At 73.2% G+C, this 4,155-nt stretch carries 4 protein-coding genes and 1 pseudogene; 3 read left to right on the top strand and 2 right to left on the bottom strand.

All coding sequences use genetic code 11. The features are described from left to right. Window positions 1-122: 122 nt before the first annotated feature. Together AB0H87_RS38855 and AB0H87_RS38850 are read left to right on the top strand one after the other, a co-directional pair. The gene (locus tag AB0H87_RS38855) at window positions 123-1,439 is read left to right on the top strand and encodes a M20/M25/M40 family metallo-hydrolase (protein WP_360157873.1); all 1,317 of its coding nucleotides are present in this window, start codon (window positions 123-125) and stop codon (window positions 1,437-1,439) included. 25 nt (window positions 1,440-1,464) lie between these two features. Further along, window positions 1,465-2,163 (top strand): hypothetical protein, encoded by a 699-nt coding sequence (locus AB0H87_RS38850; protein ID WP_360157870.1) that lies wholly within the window; start codon window positions 1,465-1,467, stop codon window positions 2,161-2,163. A gap of 701 nt (window positions 2,164-2,864) precedes the next feature. Here AB0H87_RS38850 and AB0H87_RS38845 read toward each other — a convergent pair. Together AB0H87_RS38845 and AB0H87_RS38840 are read right to left on the bottom strand one after the other, a co-directional pair. After that, a complete protein-coding gene (locus tag AB0H87_RS38845) occupies window positions 2,865-3,056 on the bottom strand; it encodes a DUF5703 family protein (protein WP_360157867.1) in 192 nt (63 codons plus the stop codon). 138 nt (window positions 3,057-3,194) lie between these two features. Continuing rightward, a complete protein-coding gene (locus tag AB0H87_RS38840) occupies window positions 3,195-3,353 on the bottom strand; it encodes a hypothetical protein (protein WP_360157864.1) in 159 nt (52 codons plus the stop codon). An 81-nt stretch (window positions 3,354-3,434) separates the two neighbouring features. Here AB0H87_RS38840 and AB0H87_RS38835 point away from each other — a divergent pair. Beyond that, window positions 3,435-4,094: pseudogene (locus AB0H87_RS38835) on the top strand (cysteine--1-D-myo-inosityl 2-amino-2-deoxy-alpha-D-glucopyranoside ligase); the annotation flags it as partial. Window positions 4,095-4,155 lie beyond the last annotated feature (61 nt).

Below are 4,155 nucleotides of genomic sequence, written 5' to 3'. Positions count from 1 at the left end.
GCTGACCCGCAACGAGGCTGAGCGGTCGCTGTACGCGTCGCGCGCGGCCGAGTCCTGACGTTGTCCACAGGCGTGTGTGCCCGGTCGGCCGGAGTGCCGGCCCGGCTGGTAAGAAGGACCGCATGACCAGCCCCGCGCTCTCCGGCGCCGACGAGGTCGTCGACCTCTGTCGTGACCTGATCCGGATCGACACCACCAACACCGGCGACAACGCCACCTCGGCCGGCGAGCGCGTGGCCGCGGAATACGTCGCGGAGAAGCTCTCCGAGGTCGGCATCGAGGCCGAGCTGCGCGAGTCTGCGCCCGGCCGGGCGAGCCTGGTCGCCCGCATCCCGGGCACCGACCCGGGGCGCGGCGCGCTGCTCGTGCACGGCCACCTCGACGTGGTGCCGGCCGACCCGGGGGAGTGGTCCGTCGACCCGTTCGGCGGCGAGATCCGCGACGGCTACCTGTGGGGCCGGGGCGCGGTCGACATGAAGGACTTCGACGCGATGGTGCTCGCGGTCATCCGCGACTGGCAGCGCCAGGGCGTCCGCCCGCCGCGTGACCTCGTGCTCGCGTTCACCGCCGACGAGGAGGCCGGCGGCGACTACGGCGCGCACTTCCTCGTCGACAACCACCCCGACCTGCTCGAGGGCTGCACCGAGGCGATCGGCGAGGTCGGCGGCTTCTCCTTCACGGTCTCCGAGGACCTGCGGCTCTACCTCGTCGAGACGGCCGAGAAGGGCATCGAGTGGCTGCGGGTGACGGCGCACGGCCGGCCGGGCCACGGCTCGATGATCCACGACGACAACGCGATCACCGCGCTGGCCGAGGCGGTGGCCCGGGTCGGTCGCCATCGCTTCCCGATCGTGCTGACCGACACGGCGCGGGCGTTCCTGGCCGAGGTGGCGGGCCTGCTGGGCATCGAGTTCGACCCGACGGACCCCGAGGCGACGATCAGCAAGCTGGGCCCGATCGCCGGCTTCGTCGGCGCCACCGTGCGCAACACGGCCAACCCGACCCGCCTCGACGCCGGCTACAAGGAAAACGTGGTGCCGAGCCGGGCCGCCGCCACGATCGACTGCCGCACGCTGCCGGGCCAGTCCGAGACGTTCCTGGGCGAGATTCGCGACCTGCTGGGCCCCGACATCGACATCGCGCACATCCAGCGCCAGCCGGCGGTCGAGACGACCTTCGACGGCCCGCTGGTCGACGCGATGTCGGCGGCGCTGCGGGCGGAGGACCCGGGCGCCCGGGCCGTGCCCTACATGCTCTCCGGCGGCACCGACGCCAAGGCCTGGCAGCGGCTGGGCATCCGGTGCTTCGGGTTCGCGCCGCTGCGGCTCCCGCCCGACCTCAACTTCGCCAGCCTGTTCCACGGCATCGACGAGCGGGTGCCGGTGGAGGGCCTGCGCTTCGGCGCGCGGGTGCTCGACCGCTTCCTGCGTACCTGCTGATCTTCTCTCGAGGGATGGTTCGACCATGACCGAAGACCACTCTGCCCTGGACACCGCGCTCGAGGAGGTCATCACCGCCGCCCGCGCCCACCTGGCCGCGGTGAAGGCCGCCGACGGCCGGGTCGACGACGACGACGTGTGGCAGGCGTACGTGACGCTGAACAACGCGTCGTACCACTACGACGAGCTGCTGCTGGACGCCTTCGGTGAGGTGACGCCGTGGGACGTGGAGTCCATCGACCCGGACGAGGTCGAGGGCCAGCTGGGCGTGGCGGCCGGCGGCGAGGGCGAGGGCGGCCGCGACGCCCACCCGCACGTGATCTCCGTCCGCCAGCGCCGCGACTACCGCGTGCCGAGCGTGGTGGCCCTGGTCCGCCGCGCGGAGGAGGCCCGCAGCGAGGCAGGCCCGGACGAGGCCGGCGGCCCGGTCGAGACGGTGGGCGAGGCGGTGCTGGAGCTCCTCCAGGCCGGCGACGGCTCGCTGAGCGCCCTGGACGTCCCGGAGCTGGAGCCCCTTGACGGCGTGGTCATGGTCAGCGAGGTGAACACGGCGCTCGACCTGGAGAGCTTCGAGGAACACGACAGCTCGGGCCCGTTCACCCCGAGCGGCGCCGACCGCCTGGTCGGCCGCCTCGACGAGCACCCGTTCCTGCCGGGCGACCTCGACGGCGAGCTGCCGGGCGACGAGGAAGAGGACGACGAGGACGGCCCGCGCCAGGCCTGACGCCCGCGACCTGGTGGCCTCGCTCCCGCCTGGGAGCGGGGTTGCCCGGTGGGCTGCGGCCTCGACCTTGACCAGGGCCGCGGGTTTGGTGGCAGCTTCGCGCGTGGCCGGGTCCGCGGTGGGTTGGTGGCCGGGTCGGCGGTGGGTTGGTGGCCGGGTTCGTGCGTGGCCGGGTCGGCGGTGGGTTGGTGGCGGGTTCGTGCGTGGCCGGGTCCGCGGTGGGTTGGTGGCGGGTTCGTGCGTGGCCGGGTCCGCGGTGGGTTGGTGGCGGGTTCGTGCGTGGCCAGGTTCGCGGTGGGTTGGCGGCGGCTGTCGCGTGGCCAGATCCGTGGGGGGCTGTTGGCGGCTTCGCGCGTGACCCAGGTCCGATGGGCTGGTGGCGGCTTCGTGTGGCCAGGTCCGCGGCGGGTTGGTGGCGGCTTCGCGTGGCCAGGTCCGCAGCGGGTTGGTGGCGGCTTCGCGCGTGTCCAGGTCGATCGAATGTGTCCGCGACTACCGCGTCGTCCGGGCTTGGTCGGTGGCCGCGACGGCGGTGGCGGTGCGTCATCGGCCGCTGGGTGCGCGTGGGTTCGGAGGCCGAGCGGGCCTCGGCGGTGCTTGGTGCGTCGCCGTGGGCGGCGGCCTATCGCCGGGCGGCTGCGATGCCGTCCGGACCCTCGTGCCGGTGGTCCGGCTAGGCGCCGAGCCGGCGGACCGGTCCGCTAATAGCTGAGGCCCGGCTGCGGCTTGTTGACCAGACGGCGTCGCAGCATCACCTGCCGCGTGCCGTCCCGGAACAAGCGCACCCGGGCCAGTTCCCAGCCGGAGAACTCCGCCTGGATCGCGAGCTGCGCCTCCGCGGTCGACCGGTCGACATTCGGTGGTAACCGCAGGGGCGCGTATTCGTAGTCCATGGCACCTATCCTGCCCACTCCGCGTGCGCGGGCACCAGCCCTTCCCCCAACCGGCTGGGCCGGTCGCACAGGCCCGGCCGCGCGATTCGGGCGGGCGCCGCGCGCCGACCCACTGGTCACTCCGGCACCAGGACCCTGTCACACGTCATGGACCGCATGACGACCGTCGGCGACCCCAGCGCCCGGCCATTGTGGGCCGTCGAAGGCCGCCATCCGGACCGACTCCGGGTCGCTCATCGGCCGGAAGATCGTTTCCAGGTCGGCGGGTGATACCGCCCGTAGTGCCACCTCCGTCACGCTGTCACCATGCCGGGGTCTCCGTGATCTTGCTGTCCTGGCCGGCGCGGTCTTCCGAACCGCGCTGGTTAGGCTGGCGGAATGCAGTCTTGGACCGGGCACGACGTGCCGCGGCTGCCGGGCACCGGTCAGCCTCTCGTGATGTTCGACTCGGCGCGGCAGGGCGCACACCCGACGAGCCCGGACCGGGAGACCGGGGCGACCATGTACGTCTGCGGCATCACCCCCTACGACGCCACCCACCTGGGCCACGCCGCCACGATGATCACGTTCGACCTGGTGCAGCGGGCCTGGCTCGACGCCGGCTACCCCGTCCGGTACGTCCAGAACGTGACCGACATCGACGACCCCCTGCTCGAGCGGGCCGAGCGCGACGGCGAGGACTGGGTCGTGCTGGCCATGCGCGAGACCGCCCTGTTCCGCGAGGACATGGAAGCCCTCCGGATGATCCCGCCGGCGCACTACGTCGGCGCCGTCGAGTCGATCCCCGCCATCGTCGACCGGGTCGTCGAGCTGCTCAACACCGGCGCGGCCTACGTGCTCGACGACGGCACCGGCGACGTCTACTTCGACATCTCGACCACACCCAGCTTCGGGTACGAGTCGAACCTGAGCCGCGACGAGATGCTGGTCCTCGCGGCCGAGCGCGGCGGCGACCCCGAGCGGGCCGGCAAGCGCGACCCGCTCGACCCCTTGCTCTGGCGCGGCGCCCGCGACGGCGAGCCCGCCTGGCCCGGCGGCCCGCGACGGCGACGTCGACGGCGTGCACGACATGCGGGTCGCGGTGCGCCGGCTGCGCAGC

The organism is Asanoa sp. NPDC050611, assembly GCF_040654855.1.
Lineage (GTDB): Bacteria > Actinomycetota > Actinomycetes > Mycobacteriales > Micromonosporaceae > Asanoa.
The sequence above is the reverse complement of the archived record's forward strand: the minus strand, read 5'-3'. Positions and strand labels throughout refer to the sequence as shown.